Below are 20,244 nucleotides of genomic sequence, written 5' to 3'. Positions count from 1 at the left end.
CGGACTCCATGTCCGGCGAGGCCCGCCGTCGTCGTTCCCGCCGCCCCCGACGGCTGTCAGGGGCGGCGGGAGACGGTCACCACCGGTAGGTCGGATAGACGTACATGCAGTTCTTCGAGGGGTCGTCGGCTCCGCTGAGCGCGTCGGAGCCGGTCGGCAGCTCCCCGGCCTTCGGCAGCGTCGCGCCGTAGTCGGTGCCGGTCGTCCAGTCCTTGCCGACGGTCAGGGTGATCCCCTGCACGCTCGTGGACGCCTTGACGGAGGCGGCCGGGATGCCGACCGCCTTCCCCACCGAGACCGCGTCCGCCTTGCTCTGGGCTCCGCCGCTCGACGGGTACGTCACCGTCGTCGTGGGGCTCGGAGCCTGCTGCTGGCTGGCCTGGGCCTTGGTGAAGCCGGCGGCCGTCAGCTTGTCGGTGATCGCCTGGGCGCGGCCCGGGACGGCGAGGCCGTCGGCGGTCCCGGCCGTCCCGTTGGCGACGGTCACCGGGATGGTGGCCGCCGCCTCGGCCGTCGGGCCCGCCGGGGCGGTCGGCTTCGTGGAGGCGGGGGTGGTGGTCTTCGCCTTGCCGTTGGAGTCCACCGGGATGTCGTTGCGCAGCAGCGACCAGACCGTCTGGGCGGCGTCGGCCTCGACGTAGTGGTTCTTGTTCTCCGGGTCCTCGATGAACGGCATGGTCAGCATCGTCGTCCGGTTGCTCGGCACGCTCTTGAGCTGCATGCCGAGGTCGTAGAGCTTCTTCGGGGTGGCGATCTCGGACGACACTCTGAACGCCGACATCGCGGCGGTGGCGATGGTGTTGAGCCGCGTCGGGTTGGAGAACACGTTCTGGTGGCGCAGGTTGTTCAGCAGGGAGTTGAGGTACATGTGCTGCGCCTTGGCGCGCATCGCGTCGCTGCCGAAGGCGTGCCGGGTACGCAGCCACTGGAGCGCCTGCTCACCCTTGACGGTCTGCGTTCCGGCGGCCAGGTGCAGGTGCGAGCCGCCCGGCGCCTCCGGGGTGGAGTGGTCGTCGACGTTCTGCTGGACGCACACCTGGGCGCCGCCGAGCACGTCGGCCATCTTCACCACGCCGGCGAAGTCGACGGTCAGCCAGTGGTCGATGTAGAGGCCGCCGGTGAGGTTCTGCACGGTGGCCAGGGTGCAGCCGGCGCCGCCCCGGCCGAGCGACTCGTTGATGATGGTGTTCTTCGGCGGGTACACCTGGTGGGTCTTCGGGTCGGTGCACTGGGGGATGTCCACCCGGGTGTCGCGCGGGATGCTCACGAGCGACATGTTGCTGCGGTCCGCCGACAGGTGGGCGATCATGATCACGTCGGCGCGGTCGCCGCTGGAGTCCGCCGCTCCGCCGAGCTTCTTGTCCTCGGCGGAGTCGCGGCCGTCGGAGCCGATGATGAGGATGTTCATCGGGGTGTCGCCGTTGGCGTTCGCCTTGGGCTTGATCGCGTGCGTCTGGCCGCTGACGCGCTCGCCCTTGCGGATCTTGCCCGACAGGTACTGGTAGTAGCCGTACGCCCCGCCCGCGGTGCCCAGCACCGCCACGGCGGCGGCTATCGCCACCCAGCGCAGCGTCCTGCCCCTGCGGCCCTTGCCCTTGCGCCGCCCGCCGTGCCGGTGGCCGCCCGGCCCGCCCGGCCCGTCGCCCCCGGAGCCCCCTGGCCCCCGCCGCGCGCGGCCTGTCGTGCGGCCGTACGCGGCCCGGGTATCCGCTCCCGCTGCTCCTGGCGGGCGTCCTGCTCGGAGGCGGCGTCCTGTTCGCGGCCGGCGTCCTGCTCGCGGGTCGCGGACCGGGTGGCGCCGGCCTCGGCGCCGAAGGCGGCGGTCTCGTCCTCGGCGTAGGAAGGGCCGGCGGCGTAGGAGGGTCCGCCGTAGGGCGCTCCGCCCTGGGGAGCTCCGCCCTGGGGCGCGGGGCGAGCCTGGCCGCCGTAGCCCCCGGGAGCACCGCCACCCCCGGAGCCCGGGTACCCGCCGCCCCCAGGGCCCTGGTACCCCCCGTAGCCGGGGTGGCCGCCCTGCTGGGGCATGCCGCCCCGGGGCCCGCCCTGGTAGGGGCCGCCGCGGGGCGCCTCGGCACCGTCCGGCCCGTACCAGCCGCCCCCCTGGGGCACGCCGGCGTCGCGGTAGCCGCCCCCCGGGTAGCCCTGGTCCCAGCCCGGCTCGCCGGGGTTGGAGGCGCCGGCCGTGCCGTCGTAGGGCCCCCCGGCCCTGCCGTCGTGCATACGGACTCCTCCAGTGGGTCTCGTCGGCGGCGTCTCGCCGCCGTCCTGCGCGTACCTGTCCGGCGCGGTGGAAGCCGGTTCTCCTCCTCCACAGACGGCCGATCGGCGCCAAGAGTTGCACAGCTACGGGTCGCTCTTGCCGCCGCTCCCAGAGAGGGCCCTCGGTGTCCGCCTTTTTCCGGTTCGCCCCCGAACCCTCCCCGAACCCTCCCTGGACGCGGGCCCGTACGCGGCCCGGCCGGAGCCGAACTGCGAGGTGGGCGTCGCCGACGTCAGCGTAGCGGTGCCGCATGCGGCGTTGGCCAGGTGTGTGACGCCCGACACAGCGGTGCGCGGCGGAAACGGGTTTACGGTCGGCGGTCCTGGTTCGCGGCCGACGGGTCGGGGCCACGAGCGGGGCACCGGCTCCGGTGTCGTGTCGCGGCTCGCGGCGTGTCAGTCGACGCAGGCGGTGCTGGCCCCGGTGATGGACCGCAGCCCCTTGGGCGGGTTGACCGGCGCGCCGATGGGCGTGCCCGGGGAGGTGTAGTCGGCGCCGAGGGTGAGCGTCATGTTGGCGTGGAACGCGGCGTCCTTGGTGCCCTCGACCAGCGCGGACGCAGGAAGCCCCATCATCGCGGCCAGCGAACGCGCCTGGTCGGCCTGGTTGGGCGCGTACTGCAGGGTGGTCCTGGCCACCTTCGAGGGCGCGTCACCGCCGTTGGTGGAGCGGTCCACGCCCTCGTCGTTCTGGAGCCAGGCGAGGACGTCCTGGGCGGCGCCGAACTCGCCGGTGCCGTTGTGGACCAGCACCCGGGTGTTGTGCGGCGTCGCCTTGGCACCCACCAGCTTGGGGTCGGGCTTCACGACGCCGCGCGAGAGGGAGGTGTCCGCCTTCACCATGGCCAGCAGCGGGGTCGCCAGCTGCTGGTCGAGCACCACACCGCCCTTGCCGTCCCCGGCGGCCTTCACCGGCAGCTGGACGAACGTGAAGTGCTCCGGCGGCACTTGGCCGAGCTGCCCGGCGAGGGTGCCGAGCGCCTGGACGTTGCCGATCGGGCTGTCCACGGTGAGCGCCCCGGCCGCGGTGGAGGCCAGCGACGCCACCTTCCTGGCGTCGCTCAGGACGCCGCCGGAGCGGGCCGCCCGCAGCAGCCCGGCCAGGAACTGCTCCTGGACCGCCACCCGCGACAGGTCGTCCCCGCCGTGCGTCGACTGCCGGCTCCGGACCAGCGCCAGCGCCTGCGTGCCCTGGAGGCGTTGCGTCCCCGCGGCGAGGTCGAGGCCGGCACGGGCGTCCTGCAGCGGCTGCTGCAGGCAGACGTCCACCCCGCCGACGGCGTCCGTCAGCGTCTTGACGGCGGCGAAGTCCACCTCCAGCACGTGGTCCACGGGCAGCCCGGTGAGCTGCTTGGCCAGCCGCATCGCACAGCCCGCGTCCCGTCCGGCGAGCACCGCGGAGAAGGGCTGCCCGGACGTGCCCTTGGCCACCTGGCCGTTCACCGGGCAGTCGGGCACGTCGGTGACGAGGTCGGGCGGGATGCTGATCGCGGTGGCGTTGCCGCGCCCGGCCGCCAGGTGCACCAGTACGGCGGTGTCGGCCTGGCCGGTGGCGGCGGGGGAGCCGAACTCGTGGCCGAGGCCCGCGCCGCTGTCGGTCCCGACCACGAGCACGTTCGTCGCGGTGGACGCGGCCGCCAGCGAGGTGCTGCCGGCGTCGCCGACCTCCACGGTGTGGATGATCGTGCCGGCGCGGTGGAAGGCGAGGTAGCCGCCGGTGCCGCCGGCCACCACGGCCAGGCCGATGACACCGGCCGTCCACAGCAGCGCGCCGGACCGCTTGGGCTTGGGCTTGCGGCGGCTGGAACCGCCGGCCCGTCCCGTTCCGGCCCCGTCCCGCCGCGAACCGCCGCCTGACCCGCCCTGCCGCCGGGCGGCGGCCCGGCCCCCCGCGGGACGGTCGGCGACGGCGTCGCGGGTGCCGTCGGGGGTGCTGCCGGGGGAGGCGGCGTCCGGGCGGCTCCGGTGGGCGGCGGGGCCGGACGCGATGCCCACGTGGTCCCGGTACGTCGGCGGGGCCTCGCTCTGCGTGGGGACGCCCGCTCTCGGGACGTCCTGCCCGGAGGGGTCCGGTCCCGGATCGAGCCGCAGGACGTACGTTCCCGTGGCGGGGTCGAGCACCCACTGGTCCGCCGGGTCTACGTATCCGGAGCCTTGCGTGTCCACGGTCTCCAGGGACCTCCATCAGCGATGTGCCGGGGCGCTTACCTTAGTTCATCGGTCTTTGCCGCAGATGTCTCGGTCGGCGGTGGTCCCGATGAACGTGGGGGTGGCGGCCGCGGTGGCGGTCGGGCTCGTCGACGGGTCGGCGCCGCCGGTTCCGGTGGGGCCGCCGCTCGGGCTGCTGGTGGGGCTGCCCGTGGGGCGGCGGAGGGGTGCCGGACGGGGTGCCGCCGGGCGTGCCGGTGGAAGCCCCGGCGGGACTCGGGGAGTCGACGACCCCGGAGTCGACGCCGTTGGTGTGGCCGCTGTCACTGACGTTGACCGCTCGGTCGGCCTGGACCGCGGCGAAGAGCAGTTGCGCGTCCGGCTGCACCAGCTGGTCCCGGTTGTGGTCCTGGACGTACGGCTCGACCGGCGTGGTGACGAAGTGGACCGAGCCGGTGGGGATCTTCTGCAGCGTCCGGGCCAACGAGTACAGGTCGCTCAGGGAGTTCAGGCCGGGGTCGGCGGTCAGCGACTTGGTGGCCGCGTTCAGCAGCGGGTACACCTTCTCCGGGTTGAGCAGCACCCCGTTGGTCTGCACCTTCTTCACCAGAGAGGCCAGGAAGTCCTGCTGGCGGCCTATGCGTCCGGTGTCGCTGCCGTCGCCGAGCCCGTGGCGGGCCCGTACGTAGCCGAGCGCCTGCTCCCCGTCCAGCTTCTGCCGGCCGGCCGGCAGGTCCAGGTGGGCGTCGGTGTCGTGCACCGCCTCGGGGACGCACACCTCCACCCCGTCCACCGCGTTCACCATGTTCTTGAAGCCGCCGAAGTCCACCGTCAGGTGGTGGTCGATGCGGACGCCGGTCAGCTCCTCGACGGTGCGGATCGTGCAGGCGGCGCCGCCGAACTGGAAGGCCCAGTTGAACTGCTCGAAGCGGGCCTTCACGGTGCTGCCGTCGGACTTGACGCACTCGGGCTGCTGCACCATCAGGTCGCGCGGGATGCTGATGGCGGTGGCGTTGCCGCGGTCGGCGGATATGTGCAGCAGGATCGTGGTGTCCGAGCGCTGCGTGCCGCTGTCGTGGCCGTACTTGCTGTCGCCGCCCGCGCGGCTGTCCGAGCCGATCAGCAGGATGTTCTCGGCCGCCGTGGTCTCCTTCGGCGGTCGCTGCGGGGCCTGCGCCTTCAGCTCGTTCTCGGTGACGTTGTCGGTGGTGATGTTGGCGTTGAGGTGCCGGTAGACGTACCAGAGGCCGCCCGCGCCCACCAGCACCACCACGGCGGTGCCGCTCGCGACGTACCGCAGCCAGCGGTGGCGGCGCCGGGGAGCGGGCACCTCGGCGGCGAAGGGCTCCGGGAGGACGGCCGGCCCCTGGCCCGCGCCGACGGGCCCGTCGGAGTCCGAGGCGTTCGAGGCGGCCGAGTCGTCGGCGCTGCCCGTGCTTTCCTCGGCGTCCGTGCCGTCCCCGGTGCCGGCGCCGTCCCCGGGTGCTGACCCGGGCTCCCCGGAGGCCGGTTGCCCCCCTTCGGGGACGGGTCTGGCTCCGTCCTCGTCCGGTTCCGGGGACGCCGGGCCGGACGGCACCTCTTCCGGTGTGCCGTCGGACTTCGAGGAGCCGTCGGCGGAGTCGCCTCGCGGGTGCCCAGCTGGCCTTGTCACGTGCGTACCCGTCCCTCGGTCGAGTGGCCCGACGGGAACGCCGGACGACAGTGGTTGCCGGAGGGGTCCCCACCATGCACCCGATCCGCATCCGTTCAGACGATCGAACACCTCGAACGGTTGCCCGGGCGAACGGCGGCGAAGTCGGGTACGCGCGGACGTCCGGCGCCCGCTGTCCTCCCGCTCTCCGCACGCCGTCCTCGTGCTGTCTCCCGGCTGTGGATGTCCGGTGTGCGGGCCCTTCGCCGCTGCCGCCTCCTGCGGCGCGGTCGGACGGAACCGCCAGGCGGTTGCGCCAGGCCGTTCCGTCAGGCCGTCCCGGACCCCGCGAGGTGTGTGACGCGCTCCTCGCGCCGACGCCGGTCCAGCGTCTCCGCCGAGGCCTGTTCGAGGTGGCGGCACAGCACGACCGAGGACCGCGCGGCCAGCGGCGCCAGCAGCCCCGCGGCCAGTCCGGTCCAGTCGTCGTAGGAGAGCCCGGACAGCAGCCGCGAGCCCGGCTCCAGGCCCAGCGCCCCGGCCTCCGCGCGGGCCCGCTCGACGACCTCGCCGGCCGTCAGCTCCCGGCCGTCCGGGAGTTCGAGCACGGCGGCGTCCGGACCGACCGGCGCGTACGGCGTGAAGAGGTCGCCCTGGGCCGGTACTTCGACGGCGTAGTCCACGAAGCCCCGCGGTGGCTGCGGGAACCGTCCGCCCAGCGGGCGCAGCGCCATCGCCACCCGCTCGCCGCGGCAGGCCCGCGCGGCGTCGAGCGTGTCGGGGCCGCTCACCACCAGGTCCGCGCCCGCCGGATCGCCGCCCGGCACGGCCACCACTCCGGTGGAGAACGCCGCGAGCAGCCACACCGCCGTCTGCCAGTGCGCGGGCAGCAGCAGCGCGAGCCGGTCGCCCGGCTGGGCCGCGAGGTCGTCCTGGAGCAGGTTCGCCGTCTTGGCCACCCAGTTGGAGAAGGTGGCCACCGACAGCTCGACGCGCTCGCCCGTCGCGTCGTCGTAGAAGGTGATCAGCGGGCGTCCGGCGTCATCGCGGACGGCCTCGGCGAGCAGGCCGGCGGGGGTGGAGGCACGGGAGGTCACGGCGGTCAGGCTACCCGGGCCGGCTGACAGGCTTCGGGCGCGAGGTGTGAGCGGTACGCCTGATGGATTATCAGCTCGTATGGCTCATCGTGATTACGGCTTATGCCACTATCTTCCCCATGCGTGCACACCCTGCCTCCGCGGCAGACCCCTCGCAGGAGCCCAGCGGCCGGTACCGGCGTCCCGCGACGGAGGCGATCCTCCTGGTCGGCGGCAAGGGCACCAGGCTGCGCCCGCTCACCGTACACACCCCGAAGCCGATGATCCCCGCCGCGGGGGTGCCCTTCCTCACCCACCAGCTGGCCCGGGCCCGCGCGGCCGGCGTGGAGCACGTGGTGATGGCCACCTCCTACCTCGCCGAGGTCTTCGAGCCCCACTTCGGCGACGGCTCGGCGCTCGGCCTGCACCTGGAGTACGTGACGGAGACGGAGCCGCTGGGCACCGGCGGGGCCCTGAGGAACGTCGCCCACCGGCTCCGTTCCGCCCCGGACGAGCCGGTCCTGGTCTTCAACGGCGACATCCTGACCGGCCTGGACATCCCCGCGCTGGTCGCCACCCACCGCTCCAGCGGCGCGGACGTCTCGCTCCACCTCACGCGGGTGGAGGACCCGCGCGCGTTCGGACTGGTCCCCACCGACCCGGACGGCCGGGTGACCGCGTTCCTGGAGAAGCCGCAGACGCCCGAGCAGATCGTCACCGACCAGGTCAACGCCGGCGCGTACGTCTTCACCCGGTCCGTGCTGGACGCCATCCCGGCCGGCCGGCCGGTCTCGGTCGAGCGCGAGACCTTCCCCGGTCTGCTCGCCGAGGGCGCGCACCTCCAGGGCATGGTCGACTCCACGTACTGGCTGGACCTCGGCACCCCGCAGGCGTTCGTACGCGGCTCGGCCGACCTCGTCCTGGGCACGGCGCCCTCCCCGGCCGTGCCGGGGCGGCGCGGCGAGCGGCTGGTCCTGGCCGGCGCGCGGGTGGCCGAGGACGCCAAGCTCTCCGGCGGCACCTGCGTCGGCGCCGGCGCCGTGATCGGCCCGGGCGCCCGGATCGAGGGCAGCACCATCCTCGCGGGCGCGGTCGTCGAGGCCGACGCGGTGGTACGCGACAGCCTCGTCGGCCAGGGCGCGCACGTGGGGCCGCGGTGCGTCCTCCAGGGCGCGGTCATCGGGGACGGTGCCGTCGTCGGCGCCGACAACGAGTTCCTGCACGGCGCCCGCGTCTGGTGCGAGGCCCGCATCCCCGCGGCGGCCGTCCGCTTCTCCCCGGACGAGTAGCCCGCGGCGGGTCCTCCCCCCTCCAGGTACCGGGACCTCGCCTCCTGGGGGTGGCGCACTCCGGACGACCTATGGACGTTGGTTCGGGCCCTATGGGCCCCCGGTGATTCGCGCCACCTATGAAGGCCGGTCCGGGCCCTATGAAGGCCAGGGCACCTATGGGCGCGGCCGGCCTCCTCAGGAGCGGGCGCCGCGCCCTGTGGGGCAGTGCCGTGAGGCGGCGGACCGCCCCCCGGGGCCCGACGCCGGCGCGTGGCCTGTCCGGCGGCTCAGGGCCGCCGTTCCGGATCGGGACCGTCGGCCCGTCCGGCCGCGGCGCCGGCTTCGTCCGCCCGGGTACCCCGCCGCTGTACCCTCGGCGCGTGCACCAGGAAAGCAGGACTTTCGTACCTCGGGCCCCGCTCGACGTGCGCCTGACCCTGATGCCCCTGCGTCGCGGTGGCGGCGACCCCACCTTCCGGATCACCCCGGACGGCACCGTGTGGCGTACCAGCCGCACCCCCGAAGGGCCCGCCACGCTGCGTCTCACCGGCTCGCCCGCCGCCGTCGAGGGCACCGCCTGGGGCCCCGGCGCGGACTGGCTGCTGGACGCCATGCCGGCTCTCCTGGGGGCCGAGGACGACCCGTCCGTGTTCGTCCCGCGCCACCGCGTGATCCAGGCCGCGCACCGGCGCCACCCCGGCCTGCGGCTCACGCGGACCGGCCTGGTGCTGGAGGCGCTCGTCCCGTCCGTGCTGGAGCAGAAGGTCACCACCATCGAGGCGTACCGCGCCTGGCGGCTGCTCGTGCTGCGGCACGGCGACCCGGCGCCTGGCGTGGCGGGCACCGGGGCGCCCCGCGGCATGCGGGTGATGCCGGACGCGCGGGGGTGGGCCCTGGTGCCGTCCTGGGACTGGCGCGGCGCCGCCGTGGACGACAAGCGCGCCACCGCCGTGCTGCGCGCCGCCCGCCTCGGGCCGCGTCTGGAGGCGCTGGCCGGGCGGCCGCCCGAGGAGGCGTCCGCGCTGCTCCGGACCCTCCCCGGGATCGGGCCGTGGACCGCGGCGGAGACACTCCAGCGCAGCCACGGCGCGCCCGACGCCGTCACCGTGGGCGACCTGCACCTGCCGCACCACGTCGGCTACGCGCTCACCGGCGAGCGACGCGGCGACGACGAGACGATGCTGCGGCTGCTCGCCCCGTACGAGGGCCAGCGCCACCGTGCGACCCGGCTCCTGCTGCTGGCCTCGCCGCCGCCCCCGCGCCAGGCCCCCCGGGCGACCATTCCGACCCACCGCTGAACTGATGATCCGCTGAGCCGTGCGGGCGCCCCGCCGGCCCAGCCGGTCACCGCACCGCGACGAACTCCTCCGGGTCCCGGCTCGGCCGCGCCGGCGGGAGGGCGGCCGTCCGGCCGACCGCGACCGTGCCGAGCGGGTCCCAGGACGCGGGCAGCTCCAGCACCTCCCGCACCACGTCGCGGCAGAACAGCGACGAGGACACCCAGGCCGAGCCCAGCTGCTCCCCGGCCAGCGCCACCAGCAGGTTCTGCACGCCCGCACCGGCCGACACCAGGAACATCTCGCGCTCGGCCGTGGCCCGGCGGACGTCGGGGTACGGGTGCGCGCCGTCCGCGACCAGGCAGGGCACCACGAGGTAGGGCGCCTTGCGCAGCACGTCGCCGCGGCGCAGCCGCTTCTCGACGCTTGCCTCGGAGAAGCCGTCGCCGCGCAGGTCCGCCGCCCACACGTCCCGCATGGCGTCCAGGTACCGCTGCCGGACCTCGGCGCTCTCCAGGAGGACGAACCGCCACGGCGTGGTGTGGTGCGGCGCCGGCGCCGTCACCGCCAGGGCGACCGCCCGCCGCACCGCGGCCGGATCGACCGGGGCGTCGGTGAACTCCCGCACCGTACGGCGCAGGGAGACCGCCTCCCGTACCGCCTCCGAGGTGCCGAGCCGGAACATGTCGTCGGCGGCCGAGCGCACCAACTGCCGCGCCCCGCCGTCCTCCGCCGCGCCGTCCGCCCCCTCCCGGCCGTCCCGGGGCAGCAGCAGCCGGGGCATCCCCCGCACCACCGCCACGGGAACCCCCGAGGCCTTCCCCTTGACCAGCTCCGCCGCCGCGGCCAGCTCGTCGGCCAGCGCGGTGACGGTGACGTTCAGCGGGTTGCCCTGCGTGTCCTCGGAGCCGCGCAGGTCGTCCAGCACCCGCACCCCCGAGGCGCCGATGGCGACATCGGTGAGCCCTGCCCGCCAGGGCCGTCCGAAGGTGTCGGTGACCACGACGCCGAACCGCGCGCCGAACGCCTCCTCCAGCCCGGCGCGGATCCGGCGGGCCGAGCCGTCCGGGTCCTCCGGCAGCAGCAGCACCGTGCCCGCCGGGGTGTTGGACGCGTCCACGCCGGCGGCGGCCATCACGAAGCCGTGCCGGGTCTCCACGATCCGGGTGGGGCCGCGACGGGCCACCAGCCGCACCATCTCCGCGTCGATGGCCGCCTCGCGGTCGTCCGCCCGCACCACCCGGCCCTCGGCCTTGCTGACGATCTTGGAGGTGACGACGACCACGTCGCCGTCGGCCAGTTCCACCCCCGTAGCGGCGATCAGCGCGGCCAGGTCGTCGCCCGGCTGTACCTCGCCGATCCCGGGGACTCCGAACACCTCGTACCGGGGGGCGCCCGCGACCGACGTCACGCCCGCACCTCCTCGGCCATGGCCAGCGCCTCGGCGGCCATCCGCGCGGTGGCCGGCACGTCCTCCATCAGCAGCGGAACCGCCCGGCAGCGGATACCCGCCGCCTCCACCTCGGGCACCGCGGCGGCGTCGACCGTGTCCACCAGCCAGCCGTCCAGCAGGCCGTTGCCGTAGTGCGCCGCGACGGCCGCGGCGGTGGACTCCACACCCACCGCGGCCAGCACCTTGTCCGCCATGCCGCGCACCGGGGCGTCCCCGACGATCGGCGACAGCCCCACCACCGGCACCCCGGCCTCGGCGATGGCCTCCCGGATGCCCGGTACGGCCAGGATGGTGCCGATGCTCACCACCGGATTGGACGGCGGGAAGAGCACCACGTCCGCCTCGGCGATCGCCTCCAGCACCCCGGGCGCCGGCTTGGCCGTGTCCGCCCCGACCGGCGCCACCGCGTGCGCGGGCACCGAGGCCCGCATCCTCACCCAGTACTCCTGGAAGTGGACGGCCTTGCGCTCCCCGTCGACCTCCACCACCACATGGGTCTCGACCCGGTCGTCGGACATCGGCAGCAGCCGCACCCCCGGCTTCCACCGCGCGCACAGCGCCTCGGTGACCGCACTGAGGGGGTAGCCGGCGCCCAGCATCTGGGTCCGCACGATGTGGGTGGCGAAGTCGCGGTCGCCCAGGCCGAACCACTCCGGGCCGACGCCGTAGGCGGCCAGCTCCTCCTTGACCGCGAAGCTCTCGCCGGCGCGGCCCCAGCCCTGCTCCTCGTGGATGCCGCCGCCGAGCGTGTACATCACGGTGTCGAGGTCCGGGCACACTTTCAGCCCGAACAAGTGGATGTCGTCCCCGGTGTTGCCGACGACGGTGATCTCCGCCTCCGGCGCCGCCTCCTTGAGACCGCGCAGGAAGCGCGCTCCTCCGATACCTCCGGCCAGAACCACGATTCGCATGGCGCCAGTCTGTCAGCCCGCGGCGGCGCCGGACGCGGCGCGTGCGACCGGCCCCTGGGAGCACCCGTAGGGGGTCATCTCCGTCAGACCGGGGAAGTACACGTGGAGGCTGACCGCGCCCTCCAGGGACGCGTTGTCCACCTCGTGCACGTATCCCGGTGCGAACACCCGCTGGTGACCGGCGGTGAGTACGCGCGAGGTCTCGCCCCTGGCGGTCAGGGCCCGCTCGCGCAGCTCCCCCTCCAGGACGGTGAGGACACCGCTGGAGAGGCCGTGGTCGTGCAGGCCGCTGCCCTGGCCGGGCAGCCAGCTCAGCAGCCACACCTCGTACCCCGGGCCGGAGGACAGGCGCGCGTACCAGCGGGAGGCGGCGTCATAGCGCACCAGTGGCGCCCACCGGGCACGGTCGGCGGCGACGCGGCGGGCCAGTCCGGCGAACCCGGCCACCGTGGACGGGTGCGCGGGCCGCGGGGGCAACAGGTGGGGGAGTTCGAGCGGGTCGCCGGCGATGGAGACGTCGGAAAGCATGCGGGTGGTGTTCCTCGGGATGCGCGCGATGGGCAGGGGGCCGACGGCCTGCGGAGGTCGTCGAGCAGTGATCAGCGGCAGCGGGAACAACAACAGCTGTGGACGAGCGCGGCGCAGCGGGACCCGCGGCGGCGGGTCTGGAAGGGCGCGTCATGCTCAGCATGCATGCGGCACAGCACATCGGGGTCGGGGGGCGCCTGTCAACTCGATCCCTGGTTTGCCCGCCGGGCTTCACCCGATCCAGCGGTCTCGGCGGGCTGGAGGTTTGTGTCCCGGAGCGTGGGAAAGGTGCTGCGACATCCGTGCAGATCCGATGGAGATCCGCCTCCGGTCCGGGAAGGCGCGCCGTTCGGTGCGACGTTGGACCTTCCGGGGTCGAGGAGCGGTCCACGGCGCTTCACCCGATCAGGCGGAACGCGGCTCGGCGCCGCAGCGTCTGACGGTGTGTGGGCGTTGGCCGACCGGACCTTCGTTGACGGATGTGATCTTTCAGGCTGATATCAGCACTATCCGTCACTCCTTGGTTCAGCGGAGTGAATAACGGGCCCAATAGCAGATCTCGGCTTGACTGGCTCGGATCGGCACACTTGTAATTTCACTCGTGTCGTTCGACCGCCACCCCTTGACCGCGGGCGGCGGAGGCACCTCACGGGGAAGCACGACAGACAGGGGCGCGCATGACCGAGCAGTTCCAACTGCTGCTGGCCGAGGAGGCCGACGAGGAGCTCGGCTGGCAGGAGCGCGCGCTGTGTGCGCAGACCGACCCTGAATCGTTCTTCCCCGAGAAGGGCGGCTCCACACGTGAGGCCAAGAAGGTCTGCCTCGCGTGCGAGGTCCGCTCCGACTGCCTGGAGTACGCCCTCGCCAACGACGAGCGCTTCGGCATCTGGGGAGGGCTCTCCGAGCGGGAGCGCCGCCGCCTGAAGAAGGGCGTCGTCTGAGCGTCTCCGCGGGCCTCTGAACGCCTGGGCCCCGGTCTGAGCCCCGGGGTCCGAGCACCGGGTCCTGAGTGCCGTCCCGGGCGCCGCCGAAGCGCCGACTGCCCGGCGGTGAACCGGCGCCGCGGTGAACGGCGGGTGGCGGCGAGACGGCGCCGCGGTGAATCCGCGCCGCCGCCCGCCGCACCGGGCGGGAGCCCGCCCCGCGGCACCGGCGCGGAACCCCGCCGCCCCTCCCGACGACCTCGGCGGCATCGGGCCTCGGCGGTCTCCACAACTCCCGTCCCATGGGGCCTCCCGCTGCCCTGGGGCACCCCTTCCGGCGGCCCGCCCGCCGCGCCCCCGGCGCGGTCGGCGGGCCGCCGCGCGCCCGCCGGAGCCCGCCCCTGTTCCGCCACCCGGACGGTCGCCCCGGTGTGAGCCGTTAGTGTGGGAGGCCGTCCGAGACGCAATACCCCGCCGGTCGCGGGACGATGCGTCCACCGCAGTCCAGCGAACCGGGGCCCAAACCTCGATGTCCGTCAACAGCCCAGCGCCGACCAGCCAGTCGACCGAGCTCCCTGAATTCCCGCGCCATGTCGTCACCGCCGTGCTGGTCGCACACGACGGAGCGCGCTGGCTGCCCAGGGCGCTCCAGGGCCTCCTGGTCCAGGACCGCCCGGTCCAGGACGTGGTGGCCGCCGACACCGGCAGCGCCGACGACTCCGCGCACCTGATGGCCGAGGCCCTCGGCGACCACCGCGTCCTCCACCTGGCCCGCCGCACCGGCTTCGGCACCGCCGTCGACGAGGCGGTACGCGCCGCGCCGCCGCTCACCGCCGCGGAACTGCCCTACCTGGAGCGCCGCTCCGGCTGGGACCCGGCCACCCGCACGTGGAACGACGACACCGGCGACCCGGGGCAGCCCTTCGGCGAACCCGTCCAGTGGCTGTGGCTCCTGCACGACGACTGCGAACCCGAGCCCGAGGCCCTGACGGCCCTGCTGCGCACCGCCGAGGACAACCCCTCGGCCGCCGTCATCGGCCCCAAGCTGCGCAGCTGGTACGACCGCAGGCAGCTGCTGGAGGTCGGCGTCAGCATCGCCCGCAGCGGCCGCCGCTGGACCGGCCTGGACCGCCGCGAGCAGGACCAGGGCCAGCACGACCAGACCCGCCCGGTGCTGTCGGTCTCCTCGGCCGGCATGCTCGTACGCCGCGACGTCTACGAGGAGCTCGGCGGCTTCGACCGGCGGCTCCCCCTGATGCGCGACGACGTCGACTTCTGCTGGCGCGCCCAGGCCGCCGGCCACACCGTGCTGATCGCCCCCGACGCCGTCATGGGGCACGCCGAAGCCGCCTCCCGCGAGCGCCGCCCCGTCGACTGCGCCGGCCGCTCCGCGGTCAACCCGCACCGCGTCGACAAGGCCGGCGCCGTCTACACCCTGCTGGCCAACACCCGAGGCCCGCTGCTGCCCTACGTCGCCCTGCGCGTCGTCGTCGGCACCGTGCTGCGCACCCTCGCCTACCTGGTGGGCAAGGTGCCGGGGCAGGCCGTCGACGAGATCGTCGGCCTGCTCGGCGTCCTGCTGCGCCCCGGCCGCCTGCTGGCCGCCCGCCGCGCGCGGGGCCGCGGCGCCGTGCCGCCGTCCGAGCTGCGCCCGTTCTTCCCGCCGGTCGGCGCGACCGTGCGCGCCACCATCGAGCAGGTCGCCGGCAACATCGCCGGCCGCGCCGACGCCTCAGCCGGCGCTGTCGGCCGGCACGGCGGCGGCGTGGAGACCGGGCCGGGCGACGAGGACGGCGACTTCCTGGAGATCGAGCAGTTCGCCCGCCTCAAGCGGATCGCCCGCCGCCCCGGTCCGGTGCTCTTCGCCGTCCTCCTGGTGTTCTCGCTGATCGCCTGCCGGGCCCTGCTCGGCGGCGGCTCCCTGGAGGGCGGCGTCCTGCTGCCCGCCGATCCGGGCGCCTCCGACCTGTGGGACACCTACGTCGGCTCCTGGCACGCCGTCGGCGTCGGCGGCACCCAGGCGGCTCCGCCCTACCTCGCGGTCCTCGCCCTCTTCGCCACCGTGCTCCTCGGCTCCACCGGGCTCACCCTGACGCTCTTCCTGGTCGCCTCCGTGCCGCTGGCCGGCGTCACCGCCTACTTCGCCTCCCGGCCACTGGTCGAGTCGCGGCTGCTGCGCGCCTGGGCGTCCGTCGCCTACGCGTTCCTGCCCGCCGTCACCGGCGCCCTGGCGGGCGGCCGGCTGGGCACCGCCGTCCTGGCCATCCTGCTGCCGCTGATGGCCCGCTCCGCCGCCGCCGCGGCCGGCCTCCAGCTGAGCCCGGCCGCCATCGCGCGAGGCGCGCGGCCCAGCTGGCGCTCCGCCTGGGCCCTGGCCCTGATGCTGACCTTCACCACCGCCTTCACCCCGGTGACCTGGCCCGTCGCACTGGTGCTGTGCGCGGCCACCCTGGTGTGGCGGCTGGTGGCCCGCCAGCAGCCGCTGCTCGTCCCGCAGCTGCTGCGCTCCGCCGTCATCCTGGTCACCCCGATGGTGCTGCTCGCGCCCTGGTCGCTGACCCTGCTCGGGCACCCCGGGCGGATGCTCACCGAGGCCGGGCTGCCGTACAGCACGGGCACCGCCTCCGGCGTCGACCTGCTGCTGCTCAGCCCCGGCGGCCCCAAGGCGTCCGGCGGCTTCCTGCTGGTGGGCGTGGTGCTGGCGGCGCTGGCCGCGCTGATGCGCGGCACCCGTCGCAGGGCCGTCACCGCGGCCTGGGCGGCCGCCCTCACCGGCCTGCTCTTCGCCGCCGTGGAGAACGGCAAGGACTGGGCGGGTCCCGCCACCCTGGTCTACGGCCTGGCGCTGCTGTCGGCCGCCGCGATCGGCGCGGAGGGCGCCAACGAGCGGATCGCCGCCAGCGGCTTCGGCTGGCGGCAGCCCGTCGCCGGCCTGATCGCCCTGGCGGCCGCCGCCGCCCCGCTGCTGGCCGCGTTCACCTGGATGGCCGACGGCGCCAACGGCCCCATCCGCCGAGGCGACCCGCAGCAGGTACCCGCCTTCGTCGCCGAGGAGGCCACCACCCGCGACCAGCCGCGCACCCTGGTGCTCGGCGGCACCGCCACCAGCGTCCACTACGTCCTTGTGCGCGGCTCCGGCGCCCGTATAGGCGATGCGGAACTGGCCGCCGAGGCGCCTCGCGACCACGCCCTGGACTCCACGGTGGCCAACCTGGTCGCCGGCTCGGGCGCCGACCAGGGCAGCCGCCTGGCCGGCTACGCGGTGCGCTACGTCCTCGCGCAGGGCAGCGCCGCCAAGGCCTTCGGCCGCGTCCTGGACAGCACCCCCGGCCTGTCCCGGGTCAGCCAGTCCAACGGCAGCGAACTGTGGAGCGTCGACACCGGCGTCGCCCGGATGACGATCACCAGCAAGGGCGCCAAGCCCGTGTCCGTCGCCTCGGGCCGTCTGGAGGCGCACACCACGATCCCGGCCGGCGCCTCGGACCGCGTACTGCGGCTGGCCGACTCCACCGCCCCGGGCTGGCACGCCACCCTGGCCGGCCGGGCGCTCACCCCCATCACCGTCGACGGCTGGGCGCAGGGCTTCGAGCTGCCCTCCTCGGGAGGCAGGCTCGACGTCACCTACGAGGAGCCGCTCACCCACGTCGGATGGCTGGGCGTCCAGGCGTTCCTGCTCCTGGTGGTGATCGTGCTGGCGCTGCCCGGCCGCCGCCGGGAGGTCGACGACGACCTGCCGGAGGCCGAGGCCGCCGTCGCGGTCGAGGTCTCCGCCCCGGCCGGCGAAGGCCGCCGTGCCCGCCGCCTGCAGGCCGCCGCCGAGGCCGAAGCGGCCGCGGCTTCGGCCTCGGCGGGCGCGGCCCCCGAAGCCGGGCCGGACGCGGCGCCGGAGGCCGCCCAGGCACCGGTGCCCGGCCCGCGCGGCCCGGAGGACGGCTACCCCGCCCCGGACGCCTACGAGGGCGCGGAGAGCGGCGGCTACGACCCGGAGAACCGCGGCTACGACCCCTACGCGGCCCAGGGCGGCGAGGACGCCGAGGGCTACCGCTACCAGGAGCCCGGCTACCAGCAGGACGGTTACGCCCAGGGCGGCTACCAGGAGCAGGGCTACCCCGACCCCGCCTACGCCCAGGGCCCCGGCGCCTGGGAGGCGGGCGGCGCGTACCCGGGAGCGCAGCCCGGCTACGACCCGCAGGCCTACGGCGACGCCTACGGCTATCCGGCCGCTGGCTACGACCCGTACGCGGCGGGCGAGGCCGGGGCCCAGCCGGGCGGGCAGGGGACGGCCTCCTACGGCCCCGGCTACGAGCAGGGCGCCGCCTACGGGGAGCAGCCGTACGACCCGGCCTCCTACGGCGAGCAGGGCCCGTACTACCCAGACGGCGATCCGCGCCGGCGTGACGGGAGCGACTACCAGTGAACCGCAGCACCATCTCCCTGGCCGGCGCGGTCGTGGCACTCGCCGTCCTGACCGGTATCGCCTCGGCGGCCGGCGGGAGCTCCGACCCGGCACCGTCCGCCGGCACCGCCGCCAGGCTGCCGGTGCAGCACACCACCCTGCTGTGCCCGGAGCCGTCCCCGTCCGAGCTGCCCTCCACCACGTACACGTCCTTCACCCCGCAGGGCACGGACACCGCCGACTCGGGGGCCGGTTCGGGCACCGGTTCGGACGCCGCCGCCTCCGGAGCGGCGACGCTGGTGCCGGCCACCGACAAGCCCCGGGCGCTGAAGCCGCTCAAGGCCCCCGGAAAGCCCGTCACCTACACGAACAACAAGCCGGGGGCCCCCGCCCTCATCGGCGCCGCGGACGGCTCGCTGGCGCCCGGCTGGACCGTCCAGCAGACCACCGTGGTCGACGACGGCCCCAGCCGCGGCCTGCTCGCCACCTCCTGCACCGAACCGGACACCGAGTTCTGGTTCCCCGGGGCCAGTACCGCCGACGGCCGGCAGGACTACGTCCACCTGGTCAACCCCGACGACACCCCCGCCGTCGTCGACGTCGAGCTGTACGGCGCGGACGGAGCCCTGAAGACGCCCGCCGGCGACGGCATCACGGTGCCCGGGAAGAGCTCCAAGCCGGTGCTGCTCTCCACCCTGACCGCGTCCAAGGCCGCGGACGTGACCGTGCACGTGGTGGCCCGCAGCGGCCGGGTCGGAGCCGCGGTCCAGGCCACCGCCACCGGCAAGGGCAGCGACTGGCTGCCGGCGGCCGCGCCCCCGGCGGGCAGCCTCGTCATGCCCGGCATCCCCGCGGACGCCACCGACGTCCGCCTGACCACTTTCGCGACCGGATCGGACGACGCCGACCTGACGCTGAAGCTGGCCACCTCCGGCGGCTCCATCGTCCCGGCCGGGCACGAGACGCTGCACGTCAAGAGCGGCATGACCATGTCGGTCGACCTGGGTGACATCACCAAGGGCGAGGCCGGCTCCCTGCTGCTCGGCTCCAGCACCACCCACGCGCCGGTGCCCGTGGTGGCCGCCCTGCTCGTCACCCGCGGCAAGGGCGCCTCGCAGGACCTGGCGTTCATCCCGGCGACCTCTCCGGTCGGCGCCCGCGCCACCGTCGCCGACAACCGCGCCAAGGGCTCCACCCTCGGCCTGACCGCCGTGGGCTCCTCGGCACAGGTGCGGATCACCTCCTCGGCGGGCTCGGGCGGCGGCACCGCCGCCACCCGCACGGTCACCGTCAAGGCGGGCGCCACGCTCTCCATCGCGCCGCCCGTGCCGTCCGGCCTCAAGGGCTCCTACGCCGTCACCGTCCAGCACCTCTCCGGCGGCACGGTGTACGCCTCCCGGATGCTCGCCCTGCCGGACAGCGGTGTTCCCATGTTCACCATCCAGTCCCTGTCGGACGACCGCAGCACCGTCGCGGTGCCCAGCGCCTCCTCCGACCTGCGCATCCTGGAGCCCTGAGGCCGTCCGGCCGCCCAAGGTGCCGGACCGCGTCCCCAGGGGCCTCCCCGGGGACGCGGTCCGGCCTCCTCGCGGGGTGTCCTCAGTCCTCGCCGTACTTCGGGTCGACGTTCTCCGGGGACAGGCCCAGCAGCTCCGCCACCTGCTCGACGACCACCTCGTGGACCAGCAGCGCCCTCTCGTCCCGGCTCTTCGCCCGGATCTCCACGGGCCGCCGGTAGACCACGATCCGGCTCGGCCGGTCCTTCGCCGCCGCGATCAGCCGCCCCAGGGGCACCGGCTCGCCCTCGGCGGCCCCGTCCTGCGGCAGCGGCACGTCCTGGACGGCGAACTCCACGTCCGCCAGCTGCGGCCAGCGCCGCTCCAGGCGGTCGGCGGCGTCGCGCACCAGGTCGTCGAAGGCCTCCGCCCTGCTCAGCGCGAGCGGCACCTGCGGCGGCGCGATCGGACCCCGCATGCCGCGGCCGTGCCGGTCGCGGCGACGCGGCCGGGAGGCGGGCGGCTGCGGCGCGGGGGAGGCGGGGTTCTGGGCGGAGCTGTCCATCAGCGTGAGCGTAGTCCTCGGGGCCGGTACGCACACCAGGGCACGTCATCCGGGCAGCCCCGGGGACGAGTCCCCGTCCCCGGCCCACGCGCCGCCGAGCGGCGGCCCCAGGACCGGCACGCCGCCCCCCTCGGGCGGCCTCATCAGGCCATACGGATGACAGTTATCCGCCATGCGGGACGCGAACCCCCTGATCGGGACGGTTCCCGCCACGTTTCCCCGTTCCCACCAGGGCTCCACGCCCGGGTGCGCGTCCCGGGTCCGGCCGGATGCGCGCAGGTCAGAACCGCCCACCCGACGCCTGCTCC

General features: G+C 75.0%; 14 protein-coding genes. 5 read left to right on the top strand and 9 right to left on the bottom strand.

Annotation, left to right across the window (positions count from 1 at the left end; all coding sequences use genetic code 11):
- Positions 1 to 76: 76 nt before the first annotated feature.
- The 5 genes from BS72_RS12365 to BS72_RS12345 all read right to left on the bottom strand — a co-directional run bounded on the left by BS72_RS12365 (position 77) and on the right by BS72_RS12345 (position 7,137).
- On the bottom strand, positions 77 to 1,561 hold the full coding sequence (locus BS72_RS12365) for an LCP family protein (protein WP_232792377.1): 1,485 nt from the start codon (positions 1,559 to 1,561) through the stop codon (positions 77 to 79).
- On the bottom strand, positions 1,552 to 2,220 hold the full coding sequence (locus BS72_RS37185) for a hypothetical protein (RefSeq protein WP_198546038.1): 669 nt from the start codon (positions 2,218 to 2,220) through the stop codon (positions 1,552 to 1,554). The genes BS72_RS12365 and BS72_RS37185 overlap by 10 nt, the downstream gene beginning before the upstream one ends.
- A gap of 435 nt (positions 2,221 to 2,655) precedes the next feature.
- On the bottom strand, positions 2,656 to 4,425 hold the full coding sequence (locus tag BS72_RS12355; protein ID WP_037910324.1) for an LCP family protein: 1,770 nt from the start codon (positions 4,423 to 4,425) through the stop codon (positions 2,656 to 2,658).
- A 43-nt stretch (positions 4,426 to 4,468) separates the two neighbouring features.
- Positions 4,469 to 6,061: an LCP family protein gene (locus tag BS72_RS12350; RefSeq protein ID WP_107498769.1), complete on the bottom strand. Its 1,593-nt coding sequence runs from the start codon at positions 6,059 to 6,061 to the stop codon at positions 4,469 to 4,471.
- A 308-nt stretch (positions 6,062 to 6,369) separates the two neighbouring features.
- Positions 6,370 to 7,137 (bottom strand): TIGR03089 family protein, encoded by a 768-nt coding sequence (locus BS72_RS12345; protein WP_037910322.1) that lies wholly within the window; start codon positions 7,135 to 7,137, stop codon positions 6,370 to 6,372.
- Positions 7,138 to 7,256: 119 nt separating this feature from the next.
- On the opposite strand from BS72_RS12345, the gene manB reads away from it, so the two are divergent.
- Together manB and BS72_RS12335 are read left to right on the top strand one after the other, a co-directional pair.
- Positions 7,257 to 8,405 (top strand): mannose-1-phosphate guanylyltransferase, encoded by a 1,149-nt coding sequence (manB, locus tag BS72_RS12340; RefSeq protein ID WP_078901306.1) that lies wholly within the window; start codon positions 7,257 to 7,259, stop codon positions 8,403 to 8,405.
- 362 nt (positions 8,406 to 8,767) lie between these two features.
- Complete coding sequence (locus tag BS72_RS12335; protein WP_407638967.1) at positions 8,768 to 9,685, top strand: DNA-3-methyladenine glycosylase family protein; 918 nt, start codon at positions 8,768 to 8,770, stop codon at positions 9,683 to 9,685.
- Between the two features lie 46 nt (positions 9,686 to 9,731).
- Here BS72_RS12335 and BS72_RS12330 read toward each other — a convergent pair whose 3' ends face one another.
- From BS72_RS12330 to BS72_RS12320, 3 genes are read right to left on the bottom strand one after another with little or no spacing between them, the layout of a single operon-like run.
- Positions 9,732 to 11,075: a coenzyme F420-0:L-glutamate ligase gene (locus BS72_RS12330; protein WP_037910319.1), complete on the bottom strand. Its 1,344-nt coding sequence runs from the start codon at positions 11,073 to 11,075 to the stop codon at positions 9,732 to 9,734.
- The gene (cofD, locus tag BS72_RS12325; protein WP_037910316.1) at positions 11,072 to 12,028 is read right to left on the bottom strand and encodes a 2-phospho-L-lactate transferase; all 957 of its coding nucleotides are present in this window, start codon (positions 12,026 to 12,028) and stop codon (positions 11,072 to 11,074) included. The genes BS72_RS12330 and cofD overlap by 4 nt, the downstream gene beginning before the upstream one ends.
- Before the next feature lie 12 nt (positions 12,029 to 12,040).
- Positions 12,041 to 12,556, bottom strand: a complete 516-nt coding sequence (locus BS72_RS12320) for a cysteine dioxygenase (protein ID WP_051951047.1) — start codon at positions 12,554 to 12,556, stop codon at positions 12,041 to 12,043.
- A gap of 677 nt (positions 12,557 to 13,233) precedes the next feature.
- On the opposite strand from BS72_RS12320, the gene BS72_RS12315 reads away from it, so the two are divergent.
- From BS72_RS12315 to BS72_RS12305, 3 genes are all read left to right on the top strand, one after another.
- Positions 13,234 to 13,497: a WhiB family transcriptional regulator gene (locus tag BS72_RS12315; RefSeq protein WP_031519519.1), complete on the top strand. Its 264-nt coding sequence runs from the start codon at positions 13,234 to 13,236 to the stop codon at positions 13,495 to 13,497.
- A 511-nt stretch (positions 13,498 to 14,008) separates the two neighbouring features.
- The gene (locus BS72_RS12310; RefSeq protein WP_037910310.1) at positions 14,009 to 17,896 is read left to right on the top strand and encodes a glycosyltransferase family 2 protein; all 3,888 of its coding nucleotides are present in this window, start codon (positions 14,009 to 14,011) and stop codon (positions 17,894 to 17,896) included.
- Entirely contained in the window at positions 17,893 to 19,392 is a 1,500-nt protein-coding gene (locus tag BS72_RS12305) for a DUF5719 family protein (RefSeq protein ID WP_037910307.1), read from the top strand. The genes BS72_RS12310 and BS72_RS12305 overlap by 4 nt, the downstream gene beginning before the upstream one ends.
- Before the next feature lie 82 nt (positions 19,393 to 19,474).
- On the opposite strand, the gene BS72_RS12300 is transcribed toward BS72_RS12305, so the two are convergent.
- Positions 19,475 to 19,936, bottom strand: a complete 462-nt coding sequence (locus BS72_RS12300; RefSeq protein ID WP_037910305.1) for a metallopeptidase family protein — start codon at positions 19,934 to 19,936, stop codon at positions 19,475 to 19,477.
- Positions 19,937 to 20,244 lie beyond the last annotated feature (308 nt).

The organism is Actinacidiphila yeochonensis CN732 (genome assembly GCF_000745345.1).
Classification (GTDB): Bacteria; Actinomycetota; Actinomycetes; order Streptomycetales; family Streptomycetaceae; genus Actinacidiphila; species Actinacidiphila yeochonensis.
This window is presented reverse-complemented; position numbering and strand designations above follow the sequence as displayed.

Bases quoted from the DNA above. Each gene is read 5' to 3' on its own strand.
- BS72_RS37185 (WP_198546038.1), bottom strand. From the start codon at position 2,220: ATGCACGACGGCAGGGCCGGGGGGCCCTACGACGGCACGGCCGGCGCC.
- manB (WP_078901306.1), top strand. From the start codon at position 7,257: ATGCGTGCACACCCTGCCTCCGCGGCAGACCCCTCGCAGGAGCCCAGC.
- cofD (WP_037910316.1), bottom strand. From the start codon at position 12,028: ATGCGAATCGTGGTTCTGGCCGGAGGTATCGGAGGAGCGCGCTTCCTG.
- BS72_RS12320 (WP_051951047.1), bottom strand. From the start codon at position 12,556: ATGCTTTCCGACGTCTCCATCGCCGGCGACCCGCTCGAACTCCCCCAC.
- BS72_RS12315 (WP_031519519.1), top strand. From the start codon at position 13,234: ATGACCGAGCAGTTCCAACTGCTGCTGGCCGAGGAGGCCGACGAGGAG.
- BS72_RS12310 (WP_037910310.1), top strand. From the start codon at position 14,009: ATGTCCGTCAACAGCCCAGCGCCGACCAGCCAGTCGACCGAGCTCCCT.
- BS72_RS12300 (WP_037910305.1), bottom strand. From the start codon at position 19,936: ATGGACAGCTCCGCCCAGAACCCCGCCTCCCCCGCGCCGCAGCCGCCC.